Source organism: Streptomyces sp. NBC_01077, from assembly GCF_045162855.1.
Classification (GTDB): Bacteria; Actinomycetota; Actinomycetes; order Streptomycetales; family Streptomycetaceae; genus Streptomyces.
Genome location: NZ_CP108669.1, coordinates 8,995,322 through 9,017,632, shown reverse-complemented (window position 1 = coordinate 9,017,632; position 22,311 = coordinate 8,995,322). Strand labels below are relative to the sequence as shown.

18 protein-coding genes are annotated in these 22,311 nt (G+C 72.0%); 11 read left to right on the top strand and 7 right to left on the bottom strand.

Annotation, left to right across the window (positions count from 1 at the left end):
* The first annotated feature begins 133 nt into the window (after positions 1–133).
* The 3 genes from OG462_RS40315 (at position 134) to hemC (ending at position 3,049) form a co-directional block, all read left to right on the top strand.
* Complete coding sequence (locus OG462_RS40315) at positions 134–1,261, top strand: sensor histidine kinase (RefSeq protein ID WP_406065795.1); 1,128 nt, start codon at positions 134–136, stop codon at positions 1,259–1,261.
* Complete coding sequence (locus OG462_RS40310) at positions 1,258–1,920, top strand: response regulator (RefSeq protein ID WP_406065793.1); 663 nt, start codon at positions 1,258–1,260, stop codon at positions 1,918–1,920. Before OG462_RS40315 ends, OG462_RS40310 begins: the two co-directional genes overlap by 4 nt.
* A 196-nt stretch (positions 1,921–2,116) precedes the next feature.
* The gene (hemC, locus tag OG462_RS40305) at positions 2,117–3,049 is read left to right on the top strand and encodes a hydroxymethylbilane synthase (RefSeq protein WP_406065791.1); all 933 of its coding nucleotides are present in this window, start codon (positions 2,117–2,119) and stop codon (positions 3,047–3,049) included.
* 241 nt (positions 3,050–3,290) lie between these two features.
* Here hemC and OG462_RS40300 read toward each other — a convergent pair whose 3' ends face one another.
* From OG462_RS40300 to OG462_RS40285, 4 genes are all read right to left on the bottom strand, one after another.
* Positions 3,291–4,202 carry a transposase family protein gene (locus OG462_RS40300; protein WP_406065789.1) on the bottom strand — a complete coding sequence of 304 codons (912 nt, stop codon included), beginning with the start codon at positions 4,200–4,202 and terminating at the stop codon, positions 3,291–3,293.
* Positions 4,203–4,326: 124 nt separating this feature from the next.
* On the bottom strand, positions 4,327–4,866 hold the full coding sequence (locus OG462_RS40295; protein ID WP_406065787.1) for a hypothetical protein: 540 nt from the start codon (positions 4,864–4,866) through the stop codon (positions 4,327–4,329).
* Between the two features lie 1,039 nt (positions 4,867–5,905).
* Positions 5,906–6,631 carry an alpha/beta fold hydrolase gene (locus OG462_RS40290; protein WP_406065785.1) on the bottom strand — a complete coding sequence of 242 codons (726 nt, stop codon included), beginning with the start codon at positions 6,629–6,631 and terminating at the stop codon, positions 5,906–5,908.
* An 85-nt stretch (positions 6,632–6,716) separates the two neighbouring features.
* A complete protein-coding gene (locus tag OG462_RS40285; protein WP_406066935.1) occupies positions 6,717–7,007 on the bottom strand; it encodes a hypothetical protein in 291 nt (96 codons plus the stop codon).
* A gap of 301 nt (positions 7,008–7,308) precedes the next feature.
* Between OG462_RS40285 and OG462_RS40280 the strand changes: the two genes are divergently transcribed.
* The 7 genes from OG462_RS40280 (at position 7,309) to OG462_RS40250 (ending at position 17,326) form a co-directional block, all read left to right on the top strand.
* Positions 7,309–8,982: a serine/threonine-protein kinase gene (locus OG462_RS40280; RefSeq protein ID WP_406065783.1), complete on the top strand. Its 1,674-nt coding sequence runs from the start codon at positions 7,309–7,311 to the stop codon at positions 8,980–8,982.
* Complete coding sequence (locus OG462_RS40275; protein ID WP_406065781.1) at positions 8,979–9,602, top strand: hypothetical protein; 624 nt, start codon at positions 8,979–8,981, stop codon at positions 9,600–9,602. Before OG462_RS40280 ends, OG462_RS40275 begins: the two co-directional genes overlap by 4 nt.
* A 291-nt stretch (positions 9,603–9,893) precedes the next feature.
* Entirely contained in the window at positions 9,894–11,048 is a 1,155-nt protein-coding gene (locus OG462_RS40270) for a DUF2254 family protein (RefSeq protein WP_406065780.1), read from the top strand.
* A gap of 233 nt (positions 11,049–11,281) precedes the next feature.
* Positions 11,282–12,199 (top strand): alpha/beta hydrolase family protein, encoded by a 918-nt coding sequence (locus tag OG462_RS40265; RefSeq protein ID WP_406065778.1) that lies wholly within the window; start codon positions 11,282–11,284, stop codon positions 12,197–12,199.
* Between the two features lie 98 nt (positions 12,200–12,297).
* A complete protein-coding gene (locus OG462_RS40260; RefSeq protein WP_406065776.1) occupies positions 12,298–15,003 on the top strand; it encodes a LuxR C-terminal-related transcriptional regulator in 2,706 nt (901 codons plus the stop codon).
* A gap of 341 nt (positions 15,004–15,344) precedes the next feature.
* A complete protein-coding gene (locus OG462_RS40255) occupies positions 15,345–16,598 on the top strand; it encodes an FUSC family protein (protein WP_406065774.1) in 1,254 nt (417 codons plus the stop codon).
* Between the two features lie 122 nt (positions 16,599–16,720).
* Entirely contained in the window at positions 16,721–17,326 is a 606-nt protein-coding gene (locus tag OG462_RS40250) for a SixA phosphatase family protein (RefSeq protein ID WP_406065772.1), read from the top strand.
* Between the two features lie 132 nt (positions 17,327–17,458).
* Here OG462_RS40250 and OG462_RS40245 read toward each other — a convergent pair whose 3' ends face one another.
* Complete coding sequence (locus OG462_RS40245; protein ID WP_406066894.1) at positions 17,459–18,571, bottom strand: polyprenyl synthetase family protein; 1,113 nt, start codon at positions 18,569–18,571, stop codon at positions 17,459–17,461.
* An 11-nt stretch (positions 18,572–18,582) separates the two neighbouring features.
* Complete coding sequence (locus tag OG462_RS40240) at positions 18,583–19,731, bottom strand: tetratricopeptide repeat protein (RefSeq protein WP_406065770.1); 1,149 nt, start codon at positions 19,729–19,731, stop codon at positions 18,583–18,585.
* Between the two features lie 552 nt (positions 19,732–20,283).
* Between OG462_RS40240 and OG462_RS40235 the strand changes: the two genes are divergently transcribed.
* A complete protein-coding gene (locus tag OG462_RS40235; RefSeq protein WP_406065769.1) occupies positions 20,284–20,820 on the top strand; it encodes an NUDIX hydrolase family protein in 537 nt (178 codons plus the stop codon).
* A 258-nt stretch (positions 20,821–21,078) separates the two neighbouring features.
* Here the strand turns inward: OG462_RS40235 and OG462_RS40230 are convergent, their stop codons facing one another.
* Positions 21,079–22,269: a serine hydrolase domain-containing protein gene (locus OG462_RS40230; protein WP_406065767.1), complete on the bottom strand. Its 1,191-nt coding sequence runs from the start codon at positions 22,267–22,269 to the stop codon at positions 21,079–21,081.
* Positions 22,270–22,311 lie beyond the last annotated feature (42 nt).

The following is a 22,311-nucleotide window of genomic DNA, read 5'->3' as shown; positions in this document are numbered from 1 at the left end:
TCATCCCACGGGCGCAGACAGTTCGCACTGCCGCAGCCGTGGCAGGCGCCACGAACGTACTGCGAGCGCGGTAGTCGGCCGCTCGTCCACGAGCGGGACTCGCCCGCCGGAGCACCCAGCTAGGGTGCGCCACATGAGCAAACGACGGTTCGCGGTCCCGGCCGGCGTCAGGGACTGGGTGGTCGCCGTCGGCGTGGCGGCGGCGCTGCTGGCCACCGGGTTGTCAGGGCAGCACTCCGCCACGGACCTCGACCTGCTCGGCTACGTGCTGCTGACGGCGGGAGGTCTGGCGCTGGCCGCGGGCCGCCGGGCTCCGGTTGCCGTCCTTGCCGTCACCGGGGTGTGCGCGGTGGGCTACCAGGCGGCCGGTTTCGACGTGGCCGCTGTCGCGTACCTGTTCGCGGTGTACGCCGCCATGCGGGCGGGACACCGCGTCATCACGATGGCGGTGAGCGTGGCCGTACTGGCTGCTCTCCCCATCGCCGCCCTCGCCTCGGGCCTCCACGATACGGGCGAGGCATTCGCACAGGCCCGGGGCGCCCTCGAAATCGCCTGGCTCATCGCAGCCGGCGCCGCCGGTGAAGCCCTCCGGCAGGCCGAGCAGAGGGCCGACGAAGCCGAGCACACCCGTGAGGAGACCGCACGGCGCCGCGCCGACGAGGAGCGGCTCCACATCGCGCGCGAGCTGCACGATTCACTCACCCACCAGATCTCGGTCATCAAGGTGCAGTCCGAAGTCGCCGTCCACGTGGCCCGAAAGCGCGGCGAACAAGTCCCTGAGGCCCTGTTGGCGATCCGGGAGGCCGGCCGGGAGGCGTCCCGGGAACTGAGGGCGACACTGGAGGCGCTGCGCGACGACGACACCACCCCACCGCACGGACTCGACCACGTCCCCGAACTCGTCGAGCGGGCCGGCAGGACCGGCCTGGAGGCGACACTGACGATCGAGGGCCAGCGGCACGACGTGCCGGCCGCAGTAGGCAGGACTGCCTACCGGGTCGTTCAGGAATCGCTGACCAACATCGCCCGTCACGCGGACGCCGGTACGGCGTCGGTCCGCATCGACTACCGGCCGGACGCCCTCGCGGTCCGCATCGACGACGACGGCAGGGCAAGGCCGGAAACCGCCCCGGTGCCAGGCATCGGGCTCCTCGGGATGCGCGAACGAGTCACCGCCCTCGGCGGCCGGCTCCACGCCGAACCACGCAGCGAGGGCGGCTTCACCGTCCAGGCCGAACTCCCCCTGGAACGAGCATCATGATCCGTGTCCTGCTGGTCGACGACCAGCCGCTCATCCGCAGCGGCTTCCGCGCACTCCTCGACCTCGAAGACGACATCGAGGTCGTTACCGAGGCCGCCAACGGCAGCGAAAGTCTGGAGCTCGCCAGGGTCCACCTGCCCGACATCGCGCTCATCGACATCCAGATGCCGGTCCTCGACGGCATCGAGACGACCCGGCGCATCGCCGCCGACCCGGCCCTGGCCGGGGTGCACGTCGTCATCCTGACCAACTACGGCCTGGACGAATACGTCTTCAACGCGCTGCGCGCCGGCGCCGCCGGATTCCTCGTCAAGGACATCGTTCCGGAAGACTTCCTGCACGCCGTACGAGTCGCCGCCCGCGGCGACGCCCTCCTCGCCCCCTCGATCACCCGCAAGCTGATCGACCGGTACGTCACCCAGCCGCCGCCCACCTCCACAGGCACGGCGCTGGAAGAGCTGACCGGCCGTGAACGCGAGGCAGTCGTCCTGGTCGCGCAGGGCCTGTCCAACGACGAGATCGCGGCCCACATGGTCATCAGCCCGCTGACCGCGAAAACCCACATCAACCGGGCCATGACCAAGCTCCACGCCCGCGACCGCGCCCAGCTAGTGGTCCTCGCCTACGAATCCGGCCTGGTCACCCCGCGCAACACCTGACAACCAACAACGCCCGGATCGCGCTGTACGTCGTGGACGACATGCTGCTCAGGCCACATGGCCGGACACCCAGCAGCCCAGGAAGGACGGGTTCCTCGAACGACTGCCCGAGGTGACCAACTGGCTTGCCACGCAGATGAACTGGGCGTCGGGGTTGGTGGTAACCGCCCGCATCTGAGAGGTCTATCGTGCCCTCATGCCGAGTGATCTGATTCGCATCGTTTCCCGCGATTCGCCGATGGCGCTCGCCCAGGTGGAGCGTGTCCGCGCCGAACTGGCCACGCTCCACCCGGACGTGAAGACCACCGTCCTGCCGGTCAAGACGACGGGCGACCGCTGGATGGGCGACCTCTCCCAGGTGGAGGGGAAGGGAGCGTTCACCAAGGAGGTGGACGCCGCGCTCCTCGCCGGTGAGGCCGACCTCGCGGTGCACTGCGTCAAGGACGTTCCCGCCGACCGGCCGCTCCCGGCCGGGACCACGTTCGCCGCGTTCCTGAAGCGCGACGACATCCGGGACGCCCTGATCCACCCGGGCGGGCTCACCCTCGACGAACTGCCCGCCGGCACTCGGATCGGCACTTCCTCCGTACGACGGATCGCCCAGCTCGCCGCCTCTCACCCGCACCTGGTGTGCGTCCCGATCCGGGGCAACGCGAACCGGCGCCTTGAGAAGCTGGCCGCAGGCGACGCCGACGCGCTGCTCCTGGCCGTCGCCGGCCTGGAGCGGATCGGCCGGACGGACGTCGTCACCGAGGTCCTGTCGACGGAGACGATGATGCCGCCGATCGGAGCCGGAGTACTGGCACTCCAGTGCCGCGAGGGCGAGACGGAGTTGATCGACCTGATCAGCAGCCTCGGCGACCGGGACGCCCACCGCGAGACCCAGGCCGAGCGAATGCTCCTCCACGTCCTCCAAGGGCACTGCAACTCCCCCATCGCCGGCTACGCCCGGGTGGAGCGCAACGGCGAGCTCTCACTGCGCGCCTGCGTGTTCACCCCGGACGGCAAGACCGTGCTCAACGCCCACGAATGGGCCGGCCGCCTCGACCCGTCCACGCTGGGCACGTCCGTGGCCGTCGCGCTCCTGCGCGAGGGGGCGCGCGAGCTGATCGACAGCATCCCGCACTGACCTGCCCTCAGCCCCATGCGGCGCCCTGCCGCGTCCGGGGCGGGAACCGGCCCGGACCAGCTCGTCGCACGCATACCCCGCCGCTAGGAACTTCGCCCGCTCCGGCTGCGATTGTTCTCAGCTGCCGCCCAGCTCGTCACCACCGCCCGCCGCCGGCACCTCCGGTTCGGCCGTCACCAGCCCTGGCGAGCTCGTGCACGGCAGGCGGTGAGACGTCGAGGATCACGGCGGGGCTCGGTGTTCACCTCTGCTGTGCGGGGATCAGGTCTGCGGTCTGCCGATGGGAGAGCGGGCCGGCCACAGCCTGGACGGTGTCGCTCATGTGCTCGCGGCGGCCGCGGTGGCGGGTCAGGGACCGCCAGTTCTTGATGTGGGCGATGCCATGCTCGACCCGGATGCGAAGTGAGGAGTGCTCTTTGCGCTGCCGCTCGTACATCTCCTCGTACCCGTCGGGGGCGTTCTTCTTGAACTTGCGGTGCTGCGGTGTCACCACGCGTCCGCCGGTCCGGGCGGCGAGGCCCTGGTAGCCGACATCGGCAAGGATCTCGACCGCGGGTCCGTCGACCAGGAGCTTGACCAGCCCTGATTGACGCGCGTGGGTGATGTCCGCGCAGCTTCCGGGCTCGGTCGGGCGGCACCACAACACGCGCCCCTCGCCGTCCGTGACCACCATGAATTTGACGGCGTTCTGCTTGTTCTTGCCGGAGATGAACCGGTCTCGGTCCTTGCGGCCGGCGGCGGGCCGCCGAACCCGGATCTCAGTGCCGTCGATGATGCCGGTCTTCCCGCCGGCACCGAGGTGCTCGACGACCTCGGCCAGGGTCCGCAGCCGCACGCGGGGACTGACGGTGCATCCCCGCTCGGCAAGTAGGGGCCGCATCTCGCCGATGGCGCGGGTGATGGTGGAGCGGTCCACACCGAACCAGCAGGCCAGCACATCGTGGGTGGAGCCGTGACGGAGATGAACGAGGGTGACCAGGAGCCGGTCGACGAACACCAGCCGGTACTTCGCACCGGCGCCCACGGCCCGCTTCCGCGGCCGAGACGCAAGCCTGTCCAGATGACGCTCATGCCACAACGGACCTACCTCGGCGATGAGTTCAGCAATTACATCGGTCGACAGGCCCGTGAGCCGGTGGTTTCTGATGATCACTGCACGAGACGCGTTCCCCACCGCCCGACCATGGTCAACCATCCGAGGCTCGACGTCTCACCGCCTACCGTGCACGAGCTCGTTACTGAGGTTTTCGTGATGAAGGACAAGCCTCACTCAAGCGTTAGGGGAGGGCGTACGTGACGATGGCGCGCGCCGGGTTCGGGAAGGCATCGGGGGCGAGCGGGGAGCGTTCGACCAGGACGGCGACTGAGTCGTTGCCGTACAACCAGGCGGGACCGCGCAGCGGCGAGCCGCACAGTCCCTCGGGGAGCTCGGGTTCGCCGTCGCCCAGGCCGTAGGCGGCGCCGTGCCGATCGTCGAACAGGGGCGCTTCGTCGGGGAGGAGACTCGCGCGATGGAGGTAGTCGGGTATCCGGCTGCTCAGGAAGGAGACCTGGGCGCGGCCCTCGCGGGTGACGTAATGGACGTCGGAGGCGTCGGCCGGGAGCGCGGCATCCCCAGGGTCGATCACCACGGGCAGTGGCACATCGCTTCCCTCGCAGGCCCGGACATCGCCGAAGGGGTGGAACAGCTCGTCCTGGAACAGCCAGACCAGCCCGCCGGCCGACACCGTGAGTGCGAGTGCGACGATCCCCAGGAGCAGCGGCCAGCGTCGAGACCGGGCCGGCGTGCCCGCATCTTCTTCCCGATACGCCGTCATGTTCATGGTCCCTGCCCCCGTCGTTGTTCGTCGTTTTTCTAGAGCCTAGGCGCGGGGAGGTCGTGGCATGTACGTGATCGACACCTTGCAGCCCCTTGTGATCAGGGGAATCACAGGCGCGCGAACGAAGGCGGGGCGGAATGGCGTACCAGAGCAGGGCCCTGGCCGGCTCGGGGTGACGCGCGCGTCGATTCAACCGGAGGGTCTGGCTCAACTGGATCCGGCAAACGGGCGCCCGTCCGCTCGCGCCAGCGCTGCAAGCGGGCAGATCACGGCCACCCTGCAGGGAGGACGGCGGACGGGGAAGTGGTGGGCGCCCAGGACGACGGTCGGCCGGTGACGGGCAGAGCGGTCATCCATGCGGTGGCGGCGGCTCCCCAGGCGGGCTGACGGCCGGCGGGGAAGCCGCGCGGCAGCAGGGGCGGTTTACCCAGGGCACCGAGAAGGAATGGGCAGCAAAAACCGGTCTCGCTGGTGGTGCTGGCTGGGGTGCAGGGTGATCCGATCGGACGGCGAATCATGGCCGTCCACGGCGGTGTGTGTGCAGATCGTGTCGCCGCCCGGGTCGGTGACCACGTCAGGGCGTGCTGCTCAGACAGCCGGCCTCTGCCCGCCAGGGCGAGCACGAGGCCGCTGTCGCAGATCCGGAGTTCGTACTTCTCCTCCACGAAGGGTCGCGCCTCGGGAATCCGCTCCGTCGCCCACGAGGTTGATGCCGGGCCGGCCGTGTGCGGCGACGATGCCCTTGAGTCACGCCGTGTTGTCGGCGTCGATCTGGACGAGGTCGCCCGGTTCGCAGGCGCGGATCACACTGCCGCAGGCCTGCTGATCGGCGTCGGCCCGGCAGCGCAGTCTCGCTCGCGAAGTGGGGGCGACTCATGCCTCGTCAAGGCCCGTGCGATCGGTGTCCCCAGGGCTTCCGGGTCGGGCTCCGAGAAGGCCTGGGCCTCCACTCTCCCGCACCCGGACTTGTGGAGCATCTCCGCGTCCATCTCCGGCGTGCGGGACCAGCGCTTCATCCCGAGGACCGAGCGGGTCGTCAGCGCTGGGTGGGAAGGGTGGGGGTGGCGATCCGGCCCAGGAGAGTGGCAAGTTGCCGGGGCATCGAGAGGAACGGCGAGTGGCTGCTCGGCAGCCGGTGGACGGAGCCGGCGCGTGTGGCGAGCTCGCGTTGCCGGGACGGTTCGAGTGCCTGGTCGCGGTCGCAGACGATGTAGCTGGAGGGCACGGTGCGCCAGCCTGCCGTGGTCACCCGCTCCGTGAAGGAACGGACGCTCTGCGGGCGCAGCCGGGCCACGGCACGGTCGGCATCGGCGTCGGGCACGTCGTCGAAGAGTACCCGTCGGGCGTCCTCGTACGGCGGGGCGTGGCCCGTGCCGTCGTCCGGCACGGGCGCCCCGAGGAACGTGAACATGCTCTCTCCCGCGTCCAGTTGGAAAGCGGCGAGGTACACCGCCCCGACCACGCTCGCGGCATCCGCGATGGCCTCCGTGGTGGGGACGCCTCCGTAGGAGTGGGCGATCACCACCACCGGGCCGTCGATGCGCCGGAGGCTGTCCCGGATGGCGTCCGCGTCGTCCAGCATGCCCACCGGGCGGGCGGGGTCGTGCCGGCCGGCCAGGGGATGGGCGACGCTGGGCAGGTCGACGACGTGGGACCGCCAGCCGTTGGCGTCGAGCTCGGTGCTTACGGGCTCCCAGCACCAGGCTCCGTGCCAGGCTCCGTGGACCAACAGGAGGGTCGGCCGGTCGGTGTCGGCGTTCATGTGCGGTACCTCCGCTGTCCGAGCCGCGGTGACGGGAGACTGTGACCCGAAACGGTCGGCGGCTGGGCGGTGGAGTCGTTCGGGTTCACCGGGACATCGAGTCGATGGCTGCCTGCACCGCTTCCAGCACGGGGGTCAGAGCACGCAGGTCGTCCCGTTCCGCGGCCGTGTAGGTCCATGTGTGGCTTCCCCCCGGGGCCTCCGGCCGGCCGTGGCAGATCTCCACGGTCTGCTTCCCCTTCCTGTCCGGGCTCGTGACGCGCAGATGCATGTGCCGGATGTGGAAACGGACGGGGTGGCCGCCGAAGATCTCCAACACCCGGCCGTCGAACGAGTAGAAGGTCCCGCCGACCGTTGCCGTGATCTCGTCGCTCATGGGGACGAAGCTAGTGCTTTCGTTCGCGCGTGTCAGTCGATCGCGGTCGGTCCGGGCCCCGCACGAGGCCGGAGTGAGAGCGTGCTCGCCGTGGATGACGACGTACGTTTTCTCCGCGCGCCACCCGTGCCCGGGCTCGACGTGCTGGGGGCCGACGTCACCGCCCCGGACTTCGCCCCGTCGACCTGATGATCGACCGTACGCGGTGCGCCCGGGTTGCCCCCTTCCGCGGGGAACCGGCCGTGGCGAGAATCTGTCCCTGTGAGGGGGAATGTCGGCCACGGCGTCGAGGGGGACGGGCATGGGCGCATGGGTGGTTCCGGGGTACACCGAGGACCGCGAGCTGGGGGCGGGCGGCAGTGGACGCGTGGTGCTCGCCACGCACGACGCGACCGGCACGCCGGTCGCCGTGAAGTACCTGAGTGAACGGTTCCGCTCGGACGAGGGGTTCGTGCGGGGATTCCGGTCCGAGGCCCGGCTGCTCGGTGCCTTGGACAGTTCGTACGTCGTCGGGTTCTACGAGTACGTCGAGGCTCCGCGGGGCGCGGCCATCGTGATGGAGCTGGTCGACGGCGTCGCCTTGCGCGCGCTCCTCGCGCGGGAGGGCTCGACCGGTCCCGAGGCGGCTCTCGTCGTGCTCAAGGGCTCGCTCCTGGGCCTCGCCGCCGCTCACCGGGCGGGCGTCGTGCACCGCGACTACAAGCCCGAGAACGTCCTGGTGGCCGCCGACGGAGCGTCCAAGCTCGTCGACTTCGGCATCGCGACCGGCCGGGGCGACACACCGGGAGTCGCCGGAACCCCCGCCTACATGGCTCCGGAGCAGTGGAACGGCGCGCCCGCCTCACCTGCAGCCGACGTCTACGCGGCGACCGCGACCTTCTTCGAGTGCCTGACCGGGCACAAGCCCTTCACCGGCGACAATTTCGCCGAGCTCGCGCTACAGCACCTGGACACGCCCGTACCCGACGGGCAGGCGCCGGAACCGCTGCGCCCGCTCATCCGGCGGGGCCTCGCCAAGTCGCCGCACGAACGGCCGGAGAACGCGGCCGCTTTCGTGAACGAGCTGGAGTCGGTCGCCCTGGCCGCCTACGGACCGGACTGGGAGGAACGGGGTCGTGGACGGCTGGCGGCGCTGGCCGCGCTGCTGCCGCTGCTCTTCCCCTCCACCGGCGGAACGTCGGAGGGCACGACCGCACTCGCCACCACCACCTTGCCCGCCCCGCCGCCCCGCTCCCGGTGGCGCCTCCCGCACGCACTGCCGGCGGGGGCGGCCGCGCTCGTCCTCGCCCTGCTGCTCGCCCTCGCCGCGCGGGCCGGGGGCGAGGAGGCGGACGGCGACCAGGCCGCCCAGGCCTTCGCGACGACCAGCACCGGGCCGAGCACCGGGCCGAACGCTCCCCCGACGGAGCCCGATACGTCGCCGACGGCAACACTCCCCACGACAGCGACGACTCCGGGGCCGTCCTCGTCGCCGAGCCCCGAGCCGACCGTCACCCCGGACGAATCCTCCACGGACGGCACGACGACAGCGCCGACCACGACCGCTCCCCCGACGACCCCTGCCGACTCGGCATCACCGACGACTTCCGCTCCACCCACCGGCATGACGCCGACCACCACACCCCCGACCACGGCTCCCACGTCCCCGCCCGTCTCCGTGACCGCCGTCTCGGTCACGAGCCTGCGCCAGACCGGACCGACGGCCGCCTCGGGCGCCGTCGAGGTCACGACGGACGGAACAGGTCCGGTGACGATCCACATCGAGTGGTTCACCGGCGACGAGCAGGGAGCCCCAGGTGCTCCCGACGGCTCCGAGACCTATCGCCGCGAGGGAGCCACCCGCTACACCCTGACGCTCGCCCACGACGTCCGGGGCGCCGGTTGCTACTGGGGACTGCGCGCGACCACCGATCCCGCCGCCGGGAACGGCGGCTCCCTGCAGCAGGTCTTCATCCGGCGGTGCACGATCTCATGAACGACGACGACTACAGCGCCACCGAACTCGGCAGCCACTGGTTCGAGCACCCGACACCGCACGCGGCACCCGACCGGGTGGAGGGCGAGGTCCTGCGGTTCGGGCCGGGCGTGACCGCGGCCACCGCACGACGCGCCGAGAACACGCCCACGGCGGTCCAGATCTGGCACGGCACCCTCCCCGGCGTCCCCGCGCCGAGACCCACCCGCTCCCGCCGGCCCCGGCGTTACGCGCTCGCCGGCGTCGTCCTCGCCGCCGTCCTCGCGTTCCTCGCCTGGCAGCACTACGGGCCCCGCGTCGCGGTACGGGACGTCACCGTCACCACGCCCGCGCAACAACTCGGCTGCGACGGCACGGCCGACGTCGTGGGCGTGGTGCGTACGGACGGACGGCCGGGCACCGTCACGTACCGCTGGGAACGCAGCGACGGAACCCGGTCCGGGGCTCTGCACGAGAGACTGACCCGCGGACAGAAGGAGGCCAGGGTCCACCTCCTGTGGACCTTCCACGGCCCCGGTACCCACCAGGCCGTGGCGCGCCTCGTGATCGCGGCGCCGGCCGGTCACACGTCATCGGCGACGTTCACGTACCACTGCGACCGAGGGAACCAGGCAGGTTGAAGTACCTCTCTGCCCCATCTTTAGGCGCAGCTGCTCACGACCCGCATGGGCGGCGGCACGCGGTATGGGAACCGGAGCAAGGCCGCCGGGTGGCGGGCGTGGCGGCTCCTTGTGGGGTTTTCGTCATGGTTGCATCCCTATCTGCGTGTTGACGTGGGTATGGGAAGCGAGGCTTGCATGTCCGGCTCGGCTGATGGTCCGGCGAGGCATCGGTGGTGGGGGCGAGGGCGGGCCCGGGGAGGAGGGGGTCCTCAGCTTTCGCGGGCCGGACGCAAGAGTGCGGCCCGGCTGGTGTGCGCGGCGGCCGGGTTCGTCCTGGGGCTGCTGGTTCCTGAAGTGACAGGCGGGCCGCAGGTGGACGCCGGGCAGGTGGTGACGTTCCTGTTCACGATCGGGTTCGGTGTCATCAGCCTCGTGAGCATCATCTACTCGATGCTGTTCCTGGTCGTGCAGTTCTCCGCCAGCATGTTCACGCCGCGGCTGGGGTTGTTCCGCGACGAGCCCGTCGTCTGGCGCACGTTCGCCGTCACCGTCGGAGTGTTCGTCTTCGCCATCACGGCGGCCCTGGCGATCGGCACACGCGGCAGCGTCTCGGTCCTGGTGCCCACGGTCGCCATGATGCTGTTGCTGGCGGCGCTGGGCCTGATGTGGTCCTTGCAGACGAGAGCGTTCAGCTCGATCCAGCTGGCACACGCGCTGACCGCGATCACCACGCGTGCTTACCAGGTGTTCGCCGCTTCGTATCCGTTGCCCTACGACCCGAGGAGGGTTCCCCCGGCGTCGTCCGCGACGCCCGGTCTCCCCGTCCGATGGACGGGTGTCGCGTGCGTGGTGCAGCGGATCGACGTGCCCCTGCTGGTCGGGATGGCGAGGGAGCGCGGCAGTTCCATCACCTTTCGGGTCCGTACCGGCGAAACCCTGTCGTGGGGCGCGACACTGGCCGAGGTGACGGGGGGCCGAGTGTCCGAGTCCGAGCTGCGCGGTGCCGTGACGACCGGAGTGGAGCGTACGTTCGATCATGACCCCGAGCTGCCGTTCAGGATCCTCGCCGACATCACGCTTCGAGCCCTGTCCCCGGCCGTGAACGATCCGGCCACCGCGGTGGAGAGCCTGAACCGCATCGAGGACCTGCTGACTCGTCTCGCCGACCGCGACCTTGAGGTCGGCCGTGTCACCGAGGCCGACGGCACCGTACGCGTCACCGTCCCGGCACCGGACTGGGACCGGTTCGTCCGCACGGCTGTCGACGACGTCATCATCGCCGCCGCCGCATCTCCGATGACTCTGCTGCACCTGCGAGCCGTACTGCACCGGGTGGCGGAGCGCAGTCCCGAGACCCGCCGCCGCATCGTCCAGGACCGGCTGCATTGGGTCGAGCGCACGGGCCGTGGGGCTCACCCGTTGATCTGGGCGGCGTCCGTGGATCCATCAGTGGATCTCGCCTGACGAGACCGAGGGTCTCCTGCTCTTCAAGGGCGTCGCGTACCCCCTGTGTCCGACCAGCCTGCGCGGCGGCCCTGTCGTCCACCCTCCGCGGACCGTGCGGGGCAGAGGCCGGTGGTTCTGCCGATGCCCGGGTGTCGTGGTGACCGGACAGTGGCGGGGCCAGTTCACGGTGCGGCCGTCGACCTGCTTCCCCGGAGAGCGGCCGCCCCACGACACGAGAGGACGACTCCGTCATGAGACGACACCTTGCCGCTGCATCCGCCGCGACCGCCACCGCGGCCTGCCTCGCCTTGCTCCTCGCCCCCGGCGTCCAGGCCGCCGACGCCCGAGATGCCGGCAGCCGGGCGGCCGACACCGCCTCCGCGGCCAATCCGTACGAGCGTGGTCCCGCGCCGACCCGGGCGAGCGTGGAGGCGCTTCGCGGCCCCTACGCCGTCGCCGAGACCGCCGTCTCCTCCCTCTCCGTCACCGGCTTCGGCGGCGGCACCATCTACTACCCGACGTCCATGAGCGACGGCACTTTCGGCGCTGTGGTCATCTCCCCCGGGTTCACCGCGACGCAGTCCTCCATCGCCTGGCTGGGGCCGCGCCTCGCCTCGCAGGGCTTCGTGGTGTTCACCATCGACACGCTGACCACGCTCGACCAGCCCGACAGCCGCGGACGGCAGCTCCTCGCCGCGCTCGACCATCTGACCCAGCGCAGCAGCGTTCGGGGACGCGTCGACGCGTCCCGGCTCGGCGTGATGGGGCATTCCATGGGCGGTGGCGGAACCCTTGAGGCCGCCAAGAGCCGGCCGTCCCTCAAGGCCGCGGTTCCCCTCACCGCCTGGAACACGGACAAGACCTGGCCCGAGATCACCACGCCCACCCTCGTCATCGGAGCCGACGGCGACACGATCGCCCCCGTCGCCACCCACTCCGAGCCCTTCTACGAGAGCCTTCCCGCCTCACTCGACAAGGCGTACCTGGAGCTCAACGGCGCCACCCACTTCACCCCGAACGCCTCGAACACGACGATCGCCACGTACAGCATCGCGTGGCTGAAGCGCTTCATCGACGACGACACCCGCTACGAGCAGTTCCTCTGCCCGCTGCCTCGGCCCAGCCTGACGATCGAGGAGTACCGGGGCAGCTGCCCGCTGGGCTCCTGACGGCTGTGCTCCGTCACAGAACGCGGCTCCCGGGTCTGGGCCACGGTCCAGACCCGGGAGCCTTCCGTCGTCCCTTACGGCTCGGTAACGTGGCGAGTGTGAGCGGAGCGACGCACGCCACTGCCCCGCCCCGGCGGCTGTACGACCGGACGGCCGAACTCGGCGCGGTGGCCCGTCTGTCGGCCCATATTCACGCGGGCGTCGGCGGTGTCCTGTTCGTCACCGGGGATCCGGGCGAGGGACGCACGGCGCTTCTCGCGCGCGCGGCCCACGACTTCCCCGGTACCGGCCGTCACCCGGCATCCGGCAGCGGATACCGGGTCGCCGCGCCGGAGCACCGTGGGCCGTGGAGCGGGGCGCGAGCCCTGTTCGCCGCCCTCGCTCCCACCCCGTCGGGCGCGCGACGAGCGCTGCGGTCGGCGCGGGGCGAGAGCGGCCTGGCCGCGTCGGTGGCCGAACTCCTCGGAGGCCGGCCGGCGCTGATCTGTCTGGACGACCTGCATCTGTGGGACGCCCATTCGCGTGCCGCGCTCGCCGTGGCCTGGCAGGACGTGGGCCTTGGCGCGTCCGGGCATCCGTGGTCCGGACGCCCAGGGCGGGGTGGATCGGCACGGCCCGGATGGCTCGTCTCAGCTGCCCGTCACCATCGGCTCCCCGACGTGCCGGGCGCGGAGGCCGTACGGCTGGGACGGCTGACCCGGGAGGGTGCCCGGGTCCTCCTGGACGACCTGTGCACGACGCCCCCGGCGCCGCCGATCGCGGACCGGCTGTTCGACGAGACGGCCGGGCACCCCGGCCTCCTCGCCGCGGTGACACGGCGCCTGACGCCCGCCCAGCTCGCCGGTGACGCGCCCCTGCCGCGCCCGGTGGCCGACGGTGCCGTCCTCACCGAGGTGTACGGCGGGCTGCTGGACCGTCTGCCCGCGGACTCCCGCCGTCTGCTCGCCCTGGTGGCGCTGACGGACCGCACCGGAGAGGCGGGCGGGTCCGCGGCGTCCGAGGTCGACATGGACTCCGTACGCGCCTGCTCGCGGGCGACCCGTACCTCTGTCGAGGCTCTGGACGGACTGATCGCGGACGGGCTGCTGCGCCGCAGGGGCGACGTGCTGCGCTTCGAGGATCCGTTCCTCGCCCGGGCCGCCCGCGCCTCGGCTCCGGCGGTGTGGCGCCACCGCGTCCATGAGGCCGTTGGCACGGTCGGAGCGGTCGGAGCGGTCGGAGCGGTCGGAGCGGTCGGAGCGGTCGGAGCGGTCGGAGCGGTCGGAGCGGTCGGAGCCGAACGGGCTCGTGCGCGCGTGGCCACGCGGGCGGCGCTCGAGCGGGGCGAGGACCACCGCGCCGACCGGCTCGGTCGCGCCCCCACCGGGCGCGCCCTCGCCCCGGTGGCCCGCGGCCGCGCCCTGCTCGTACGCGGACTCGCCGCCCTCGCGGGAGGCCCGGTCATGGACGCGCACGAGGCGCTGCTGCAGGCGGCGGAGCTGTTGCGCGACCGGGCGCCGGTCGAGGCGTCCGACGCCCGGTTCCTCGCGATGGAGGCCGCCTGGTCCGGGGGTGACGTGGCTGCCTGCCTGGCCGCCCTCGACGGAGGCGGGGACGCCGGGGGTACGGAGCGTGACTTCGCCGACGGTCTGAGCGCTGCCCTCACCGTACGGCTGGACCGAGCCCGTCCCCCACTGGCGCGGGTGGTCGCGCGCGACGGTGCCGAGGACGATCCGCGACTGCTGCTGCGAGCGGGATCGGCCGCTCTCGTCCTCGGCGACACCACCGCGGCGGCCCGGGTCCACGCCCGTGCGCTCGCCCGGGCGCGTGCGGAGCGCCGCACCGCCCTGTTGCCGCGCGTCCTGGAACACCTCGCCTACGCGGAACTCCGGGCCGGCCGGTACAGCCGGGCCGCGCGCACCGCGCGGGAGGGGCTCCGGGCGGCGGAGCTGTCGGGGCAGCGCAACGTCGCCGCCCATCAGCACGCCGTTCTGGCCCTGGTGGCCTCGGTGGTGGGCGACGAACGGTCGGTGGTGGAGCATGCAGGGCGGGCTCTGGAGACGGCCCGCCCCCACGGCCTCCTCCAGGCGGCCACCCTCGCCGAGTGGGCGCTGGCCCGGAGCGAACTGGGCCGGGGCCTGGCCGCCCAGGCGGCGGCGCGGCTCGTTCCGCTCGTCCGGACCGGACCCCGGAGCGGTCACTTCGCACTACGGATGCTGGTCGTTCCCTGCTTCGTGGAGGCGGCCCTCGCGACAGACCGGAGGGCCGAGGCCCGCGAGGCGGCCGAGGAGTACGCCGTCTGGACCGCCCAGGGCATCGACAGCACGGCACCGGCGCAGCTGGCCCGCTGCCGGGCGTTGCTCGCGCAGGGCGAGGAACCGGCGTACTGGTTCGATGAGGCCGTCCGCCGTCACGACGCCTCCGCCAACGACTTCGAACGCGCCCGCACACTGCTCGCCTACGGTACGTGGCTGAGGCGCCGCAGACGCCCCGGTGACGCGCGCGTGCCGCTGCGCGACGCGCTCGTCACCTTCGAGCGGGCGGCGGCGGAGGGCTGGGCCGCGCACGCCAGGTCCGAGCTGCGGGCCACCGGTGGCACCTCCGGCGGTGCGGTGTCCCCCTCGGCATGGGGCCGGCTGACCCCGCAACAGCAGCGCATCGCCCGCCTCGTGGCGGAGGGCGCCACCAATCGGGAGGTCGCCGACCGGCTGACCCTGAGCCCCAGGACGGTCGACCACCACCTCAGGAGCGTCTTCTCCCGGCTGGGCATCCGTTCCCGCGTCGAACTTCCCGGCGTGGTCGGGCAGTGGGACACCGACGGGTAGCCGGAGGCGCGGCGGAGCGTGGGGGCTTGCGGGTGGTCGCGGGCTGGTGGACCGCGGGGTAGGACATCGGGCCGTCAGTCGCCGATCCGTCAGTTGCCGATCCACCGGCCCGCCGGTCGCCCGCCCGCCGGTCGGTCGCCCGCCGGTCGGTCGCCCGCCGGTCGGTCGGCCCGTCGGCGACCGGTCGACCGTCGGCCCCGACGGAGAACCGGACAATTCGACCGGTGATCGTCGGCGCGTCGGCGCGCGCTCGCGACCGACACCGCGAAGCATCGCGATTCGACGGCACGGCGGCGGGAAGGCGCCTCCCGGAGGCCGCCACCGACGGAGAAGGAGTACGCATGCCGCACCCCTCCGACTGGCTCGTCGTCCACCCGAGCCGATGGCCGTGGTGGCAGCGGTGGCGACGGGACCCCTTCGTGGTCCAGACCCTCCGTTCCACCGCGGCGGCGACGTTGTCCTACGTCGTCGCCCTCCAGCTCAGCGCCGAGCCCGCGCCGCTGACGGCCCCTCTGACCGCCCTGCTCGTCGTGCAGGTGACGCTGTACTCGACGCTCAAGACCAGCCTGCGGCGGGTGACCTCCGTTGTCGTCGGTGTCCTCATCGCCATCGCCTTCAGCGCACTCGTCGGCCTGACCTGGTGGAGCCTCGCCCTGGTCATCCTGGCGTCACTGGTCGTGGGTCGGTTCGTCCGGGTCGAGGAGTTCATCCCCGAGGTCGCCATCAGCGCGATGCTCGTCCTCGGCGTCACCCAAGTCGCCAACACGGCGTGGGACCGCGTCCTCGAGACCCTGATCGGCGCGGTCGTCGGGCTTCTGTTCAACGTCGTGCTCGTGCCGCCGGTCTGGGTGGACACCGCGGGGGACTCGATCGTGGACCTCGCCCGGCGGATGCGCCGGCTGCTCTTCGACATCGGTGAGGAGCTCGCCGAGCCCGCCCGCAGCTCCGAGACCGGCGCGTCACCCCCGCCCGTGGAGCGGGCCGTCTCACGTCTCCACGAGGCACGGCTGCTGGACAACGACGTCGCCGACGTCGACGCGGCCCTGCGTCAGGCGGAGGACAGCCTCCGCCTGAACCCGCGGGTCAAGGAGGGAGTGCTGCACCGCATCGTGCTGCGCACCGGGCTCGACACACTGGAGATCTGTGCGGTGGTCCTGCGCGTCCTCACCCGTACGCTGACGGACCTCGCCAAGGAACGGCACGGCGCGGCGCTCTTCCGCAGGGAGACGGGCGAAGCCCTCCAGGAGACCGTACGGCACCTCGCGGACGTTCTCGTGAGCTTCGCGGTCCTGGTCACCTCGCATTCGAGCACCGGCTCGGAGAGGGCGGAGGGGCACCTGGGGGACGAGCTCGGAGCTGCCCGCGCCGCCCGTGACCGCGCGGCCGGCCTGTTGAGGAGCGATGCGGCGGACGATCCCGACCACTGGCAGCTGTACGGGGCGCTGCTGGCCGAGATCGACCGCGTGCTCGACGAGCTCGACCCGGATCATCGGGGGCGGCGTCTCATGGAGGAACTGGACCGCCACACCCGGGCCCGTGAGGAACGCCGCCGCCGCGTGACGGCCTTCGCGTCCCGGGCGCGCCGCGCGTCGTGACGTCAGATGGAGGCCCCTCCTCCCGAGGGGGTGCCGTTCTGCTTCATACGGGGCGCACTCTGGTGCGGACGTACCCGTAGCGTCCATGGCCGTTCGGCGACCCACCCCGTAGGCTCACGGATGTGCCACCCTCCACCGAGACTCCTGAGCACGTCGGCTCGACCGGCGGCCGACCGCGTCGGCTGTTCGTCCTGCGGCACGCCAAGAGCGCCTGGCCGGCGGGGGTTGCCGACCACGACCGTCCACTCGGCCCGCGCGGGCTGCGCGACGCCCCGGCCGCCGGGCGCTTCCTGGCGGGGACCGGCGGGCTGCCCGACCTCGTCCTGTGCTCACCGGCCCAGCGCGCCCGCCACACCTGGGAGCTGGCCGCTGCGGAGCTGGACACCCCTGTGCCGACGCGGCACGACCCGCGACTCTACGGATCGGACGGCCCAGAACTGCTCGATGTCCTCCACGGCGTACCCGACGAGGTCGCGACCTTGCTCCTGGTCGGGCACAACCCGGGCCTCGAGGACCTGGTCCTGCTGCTCGCCTCCGGGGCGGACGCGGCAGCGGGGGCGGACGAGGCAGCGGGGGCGGTCGGGGACGCCCTGGACCGTGTACGGACCAAGTTCCCGACCTCCGCGATCGCCGTCCTGACCTGGTACGGCACCTGGACGAACCTCCGCCCGGGCGGAGCGCTCCTGACGGAGCTGGCGATTCCCCGCGGAGCCCTCGACTCGTCCTGAGCCGGGCCGCACCCGCGCGCCGCCGGCGTCTGCCCCTGCACGCCGGCGGCCGGCCAGTTCACGCTCACCGATCTGTGCGTCCCGGCCCATGCGATCCCGAGTCCACCGACAGGTCCGGGTGCTCGGCACGCGTCACCAGGTGCGGTCGAGCAAGTGGGTGAACAGCACGTCCAGTTCCTGTGCTGCGGTGTGCGTCAGCGACACGTCTCGCAGTGCGCGGCGGGCGGCGTCCAGATGTCGGCGCGCTTCCTCGCGGGTCGCGGTCCGCCCGCCGGCCTCCTCCACGAGCGCTGCGACGCGTTCGGCGGTCTCGCCGTCGATCTGCCGGCCGGAGTCGAGCAGCACCGCGAGTTCGTGCGCGGCCTTGCCTCCGCCGGCGAGTGCGGTGAGGACCGGGTAGGTCTTCTTGCCCTGGCGGAGGTCGGCGCGGACGGGCTTTCCGGTGACTCCAGGGTCGCCCCAGATGCCGAGGATGTCGTCCACCGCCTGAAAGGCGAGGCCGAGATGGCGCCCGGCCCGGTCGAGCGCGGTCACGGTCCTGTCAGGAGCGCCGCCTAGGATCGCGCCGAGCGCGATCGCGCACCCCAGCAGGGCACCGGTCTTGTGCTCGGCCATGGACCGGTACTGTTCCGGCCCGACCGCGCCGGGTCCGTACCAGGGACGGTGCTCGAAGCGCAGGTCCTCCGCCTGGCCGGACACCAGCGTGTTCAGGGTCTGGCAGAGGCGCCGGACCGCGGCCGCGGTGTGGTGGCCCGGGACCTCGGCCAGGCACGTCACCGCCTGGGCGAGGAGCGCGTCCCCGGCCAGAACGGCCGGGCCGGTCCCGTAGGCCTTCCACACCGCCGGGCGCTGCCGCCGCAGGGCATCGGCATCCATGATGTCGTCGTGGAGCAGGGAGAAGGTGTGCACGAGTTCGACGGCCACGGCGCCCGGGACGGCGTCGGCGCCGTCCGCCCCGACGGCCTCGGCTCCGAGCACGGCGAGCGCCTGCCGCAGTCCCTTGCCCTCGGATGCGCCTGGGTCAGGGTTCCCGGCCGTATCGGCCCAGCCCAGCGCGTACGCCGCCATCTCACCGGTCCAGGGATGCAACCGGCCCACCGCCTCCACCAGGGCTGGCCGGACCAGTTCACGGCACCGCCCCAGGACGACGGTCACCGAGGCCTCGTGAGCACACGAGGTACTCACCGCGGCCACGGCCACGGCGCCTGGCGGGCCGGCGGGCGAGCGGACCGCCCGGGCAGACATCGGGAGGGCGCTCACCGCAGCCCCTCCACGTCGGCCTTCTGCAGGGCTTCCGCCCCGACGGCCGGCAGCACCGACCCAGCTGCCCCCGGTCCGTCTCCGGCACGGTCCGGCAGCCGCCCGACGCCCAGCTCGGCCGCGGCCTTGTCCACCATGTCCCGGGCGTGCCTCAACCCGATGCGGTCCAGTGTCGAGCGCAGGTCGGACAGTTCCGCGGCGGTGTGCGCGGCGTCGCGGCCCAGGCGGGCGTCGGCCTTGACCAGTCCCAGTCGCGACAGCGCCGTCCCCCTCGGCTCCTCCATCTCACGGAACTCCTCCAGCGCCTGCGCGTACAGTTCACGGGCCTGCTCGTAGCGGCCCGCCCGGTACAGCACATTGCCGCGCATCTTGTGGTTGTAGGCGAGCGCGCTGGACAGCCGTATCTCCCGGCACGCCTCCTCCGCCTGCGACAGCAGCGACAGGGCCCGCTCGACGTCCCCGTCCCGCACGGACACCACGTCGGCGATGCCCCGCAGAGCCCACGCCCACCCGCGCCGGTCCTCGGCGCGCGACGCCGTTTCGGCCGCCTCCTCGAACAGGGTCAGGGCCTGGTCGTAGCGGCCCGTGTTGCGGTGCATCTGCGCTATGCCTTCCAGCGCCCACACCGTGTGCCGGGCCTCGCCCCGGCGGCGGGCCTCGGCCAGCAGCTGTTCGTGCAGCCTCCCCACGGCCTCGTAATCGCCCTGTATACGACCGGTCTCGGCGAGCCCCGCCAGCGAGTAGCCCCGCACGACGACGTCCCCGCCCCGCTCGCCCGCCTCGGCCGCGAGCCCCAGCAACCGGTACGCCAGCCTGAGCGCACCACGCTGCCGGGCCAGTGTGCCGCCGCTCCACAGCGCCCACGCCATGGCCCCCTCGTGACCGACCGAACGCGCCGCCCGATAGCTCGCCTTCCACGCCCGGTCCGCCTCCTCGATCCGCCCGAGCCTGCGGCATGCCTCTGCCACGGCCAGCCCGCAGCGCGCCGCCTCTCGCCGGTCCCCGGCCTGCTCCGCCGCCCGGAGCTCCTGGACGCCCCGGGCGAGCACCTCGGGCAGGGAGGCGTTCACCGACAGCGACCCCAGAGCCCCTTGGTACTCCGGCGCCGACGCCATCGTCGGCCTCTCACTCACCTGACCTGCCATCAGAACCTCCTCGGGTCGACTCGACGATCAAGCCGACGCGAGGATCAAGACGTTGATCTCAGGCCCAGGTTCCCCATCCGTCGCAATGTCCGCCTCCGTGCGGGCTCCGGGTCCTCCTCAAGGACTACGCGGCCGCCGGAGCTCCTCAGTGAGACGTACACGGGCAGGCGGACGAACCGTGAGCCTCACGGACGCTCGCCGCCAGGCGGGACTTTCCGGGCACGGCCCAGCTTTCGGTGCGCCAGAACTCGCCGGCCGCAGGCCATCTCGGAGTGACCGGTGAAGAAGAAGGGCTGCTCCAAGGGCATCTGATAGGCACCCTCGTACGGGGTCGTCCGCGGCTCCGACTCTCCAAGGAGGCTGTCCTTCCGGCTGTCTACGGAATTGACCTGCTGTCAGGCGGGTCTGTGTGCCTCGATCAGGAACCGCGTCGTGTGACCACGCCCGATCAGCCGCGCCCCGTGCCTGCTCCCCCACCTCGCCGCACCGCGCCACCCAGCCGGACAGTGCGTAATCCCCGCCACGACACGCCTCGGAAAGTACGATCAAGCGATGTCCGACACGACTGAAACCACGCCCGGCTGGCTGACCGTGGACGAACTCAACACGACCAGATCCCAGATGCCGATCCTCTACGTCGAAGCCGTGCCCGTGCGCGTCGACGACAGCGGGGAGGTCACCAGCATCGGTCTGCTCCTGCGGATCGGCGCGGACGGCACCATCAGCCGCACCCTCGTATCCGGCCGGGTCATGCACCACGAGCGCGTCCGCGACGCTCTCCTCCGCCACCTGGAGAAGGATCTCGGACCCGTGGCACTCCCCCGCGTCCCTCCTTCGCTCCAGCCCTTCACCGTCGCCGAATACTTCCCCACGGCCGGTATCACGCCCTACCACGATCCCCGCCAGCACGCCGTGTCCCTCGCCTACATCGTCCCCGTCACCGGCGACTGCCGCCCGCGGCAGGACGCGCTCGACCTCGTGTGGTTCACCCCTGCGGAAGCCGCCTCCCCCACCGTCCAGAACGACATGCCCGACGGCCGCGGAGCGCTCCTCAAGCAGGCTCTCGCACACATCGGACACCCGTACTGAGCGTCCCCGGGCCCGGGGTGGGGCGGACCGGCACCGGGGCCCGGGCCGCCCGGTCCCACCTCCAGGCCGGCAGACGGCCATGCCGTGTGCCCGGAAAGGAACTCCGCGAGTTCTTTCGGCACCTGGGACGGGGTGGAGGGCTGGAAGGCGTACGCCGGCGCCTCGACGATCGACGTGACCGTGTCCGGCCCGTGCCGGCGCGCGCTGCGGCTGCCCGTCGCCGCCGGCCGCCGACGCACGCCGCTCCCACGTGTGGCGTCAGTGCCGCAGCAGGGCGCAGACGAAGTCCTCCTGGACGGCCCGGACCTTGGCCAGCAGCTCCGGCTTCAGGCTCTTGCTGGTCTGGGTGTTGATAGAGAAGGTGAGGGACCGCTTGCCGTCCGCCGTGCCGACCGCGAGCTGGGTGTAGCCCGGGAAGTTGCCGGTGTGGCCGTAGACCGTGCCGCACCGCGTCGTGTAGCGGAAGATCGCCAGTCCGCCCGCGTTGACGCCGGGACCGGCGGGCTCCGAGGCGGCGCCGGGGATGAAGGTCCGCTGCTGTCGGCGGGTCTCCTCCGACAGGAAGCCGCGTCCGCCGGCCCAGGCGCGGACGAAGGCGTTGAGGTCCTTCGGCGTCGAGACGATGCCGCCGGAGGCCCAGACGCCCGAGGCGCTGAGGACCTCGCTGATGTCCTCCGGCGGGGCGGGCGGCGTCACGTCGTAGCCGTGCAGGTACGGCCTCGGCAGCCGGTAGCCCTGGGGCAGGCTGGTCTGCCCCAGGTCGAGGGGCCGGTACACGAGCTGCCCGAGCAGCCGCTCGTACGGCTCTCCCGTGACCGCCTCGGCCATCAGGGCGACGGCGATGTTGTCGGAGTTCGAGTACTCGTACGTGGATCCCGGCGGGAACAGCAGGTCCTTGTCGGCGACGAAGTCGAGCAGTCGGCGGGAGTCGAAGTGATGCCTGGGGTCTTCCTGCAGGATCTCGATGAACGCAGGCGCCGTCGAGAAGTCGGGCAACCCACTGGTGTGACTGAGAAGTTGACGGAGTGTCACCTGATGCCATGCGGTCGGCAGTGACGGCAGGTGCTCGCCGATCGTGTCGCCGAGGTCCAGCTTGTGCCGGTCCACCAGGCGCAGGGCGACCGCTCCGCTGAAGGCCTTGGCGACGCTCGCGATGCGCATGTGGTCGGTGGTACGGGGCGGGCGGCCGGTCCTCGTGTCTGCGACACCCGCCCGGTAGACGGCCGTCCGGTCGCCCTGCCGCAGCAGCGCGATCACCCCGGGCGGCCCTCCGGCCGTACGGACGAGGTCGTTCAGCTGCTTCTGCAGGGCCCTGTCCGGGGACGGCGGCGTGCCCGTGGCCTGTGCGGGCTGGACCAGGGCGGCGAGCGCCGCGGACGCGGCCAGGCCGGCGACGGACAGGTGCAGACGTGCGCGCGAACGGGAACGGACGGGAGAGCGTGCCGACACAGGAGCTCCTTCACGGTGATGCCGGGCGGACGGGCACCCGGT